This window comes from Flectobacillus sp., from assembly GCF_049240685.1.
Lineage (GTDB): Bacteria > Bacteroidota > Bacteroidia > Cytophagales > Spirosomataceae > Flectobacillus.
In genome coordinates this window covers 1-2738 of sequence record NZ_JBMLSD010000067.1, presented here as the reverse complement: position 1 = coordinate 2738, position 2738 = coordinate 1, and the positions used below count along the sequence as shown (strand labels likewise).

The window sequence follows — 2738 nt, the reverse complement described above, 5'->3', positions numbered from 1 at the left end:
GAGGCACAGAGGCACAGAGGCACAGAGGCACAGAGGCACAGAGGCACAGAGTGAAATTTATTTCTTGTTGAGTTGGTTCATTTTAATCGTCTAATTTTCAATTATTTATTCAGTATTTTCAATTGATTGAAATTATGTTATACCTAGTTCGGGACTTTGTCTCGGACTGGAGTTTGCTTCAGTTTTTTAACCGTTTTAAAAACCTAGCCCAAGACTAAGTCTTGAACTAGGAAAGTATTGACAATCAATTTCCTAAATAAGTCTTTGGTGTGTTTCCAAAGTCTAGGGTAATTTTTTGCAAAACTACGCCTGAGCTAATCATCCAATACTTGATGATATGTTTGCCTGCTTTTGCAATTGTGTGCTTGGTCGTTTTGATATTGATATTTTCGGCAGCCCACTGATTCCAAATGCCTTTATCGCTTGTTTTATCTTCTTTGTTAAGACTCACAATTTGTGGTGTTTCATCGTCTATCGAAATCGCATATTGCAGCCCTTCTGGCATTGCATGGAAATTTAATGTTGGTGAGAAGTAAGCCTTTACAGTTGCTTCTCCTGCTTCTGTAGTTTCTATCTCATATTCTACATGTGGAGAAGTTACACTCACATTTTGCGATTTGGCTGTTACAGGAAAGGTTGTAATAGCCGAACCTGTACGCCCATGATCAGGCAAAATTTTCCAAGTAATCTCTTTTGTATGAATCAATTTTGTAAAACGATCTGCCTCAATAGCAATTCCTTTATTTGCCTTCACATTATTCTCTAAAGGTTTTTCTGGCAAAGCCTCAGAGGGATTGAGGTATTTTACTTCTGGCATTTTTTGTTTTTCAGGCTGTTGCCAATAGGTATATCCAATATGGGTTTGACTCATCAAATGATTCCATTTACCCTGATTCAATTGATGATATTCGTTGGTAATCAATGAATCTTTGGCAAACAATTCTTTTACCTTATCGGCATATTGATTTGCTTTAATGGATTTTTCTGAAAAAGCTTTTTTATTTAATGCCACCTGAAAATACATTTCATAAAGGTTTGCACAAGCCTTAATCGGGTGCAAAACCAATTGAAAATAGGCATCTTGATACGACTGAGGGAGTTTACTTTTCACCACCTCCGCACGAGACAATAAATGTTGGTATTCTTGATTGACTTCTGCCCATTCGCCAGTTTCCAAAGAATAAGTTCTATCGTCCAATAATTCTGGTTTGCGACGAGCATTATACTTGGTATATAAGCTCAAAAGTTCGGCAATCTCTTGGGCATTTTCCTTACCAAACTGTTGAGTAGCCCAACTTTTTGCATATTTGGTCAAATCATTTTCCTGTATTTTTTCAGGATTCCAAGCGTAGTCTAAAAAGAAAGAAATAGGATATTCCATTGGCTTGAGGTCGCCAACATTCACAATCCAGATATTTTTGGCTTGATGTTCCCAAGCCAAATGCATTTGCTCCCAAATACGTGGAATAGCATTGGTATTCAGCCATTTGTAATTACGAGGGCCGCCCACATAATCAAAGTGATAATAAATGCCATAGCCACCTTTTCGGGGTGCATCAGTCAGTTTTGGTAGTTTGCGCAAATTTCCCCAGTTATCATCACAAAATAGCAATGTCACATCATCAGGAACTCGCATACCTTTGTCATAATACTCCTGAACCTCTTTATAAATCGCCCAAAGCTGCGGGGTTTCCTCCGCTGGTTTACCAGTAGCATCGGCAATGATAGTACGCTGGTCTGCCACAATTTTTTCCAACAAAGCCGTAGCCGTTTCTCTCGACATCGGTTCGTCGCCATCCCCACGCATACCTATACTTACAATTTTCTCGTTCCATGCCCGCTTCATTCCCTCCTTCCAAAATGACCTTAATTTCTCTGCATTCGCTTCATAATTCCATGGTCCTGAGCCAAATCTACGCCATTCATCGTGCGCACGCATCAATGGCTCGTGGTGTGAAGTTCCAATTACAATACCATACTTATCTGCCGTTTTGATATTTAAAGAGTCATCAGCATAAAAAGCATTTCCCCACATGGCTGTCCAGATATAGTTGGCTTTCAAACGCAATAAAAGTTCGAATACTTTTTCATAAAAACGATGGTTAAATCCTCCAAATTTTTCTTTTGTCCAACCTGAAAGTGCAGGAGCTTCATCGTTTAAGAAAATGCCTCTATACTTTACTTTTGGGGCATCTGTTTGGATAAATTTTGTATTGAAATACAATTCCTTTTGCTTCAGTACTGGTACATCTGCCCACCAATTCCAAGGAGAAATACCCATTTGTTTAGATAATTCAAAAACGGCATACGCCACACCACGGCGGTCGTTTCCTGCCAATACCAGCGCGTTCGCTATTCCCTTTTGTGGGTCTTGTATAGTCTGAACCAAACTTCCCTCCCATTGCTGGGCAGTAGAATTAGGCTTAAGTAACTTTTTGGCAATAATTGTTTTTAGAAAAGTAGAATTTTCAAAAGTACCAATAACGATAGCGTTAGTCTTGATAGTTTTAAATTCAAAAACGATTTCAAGTTTTTTTCCTGTAACAGCCTCTATATCTTTTTGTAACAAAGAAGCCGAGGTTTTTACTAATTCTGTCTCTGAGTCATCTACATAGATAACCGACCGTGTAAGCGGAAAACCAGATTTTGCTACAAACATATTTTGCGCAAAACTTAGCTTGGTAAAAACACACAAACTTATTCCTAAAAGCCATTTAACAATATTTGACATCATGTTT

The 2738-nt window shown here is 38.4% G+C and carries 1 protein-coding gene; it reads right to left on the bottom strand.

Annotated features, from left to right (window positions below; all coding sequences use genetic code 11):
- Positions 1-244: 244 nt before the first annotated feature.
- Positions 245-2738: glycosyl hydrolase 115 family protein (locus ACOVQ4_RS03215; RefSeq protein WP_421819215.1), on the bottom strand; the 2494-nt coding region annotated here is incomplete at its 5' end.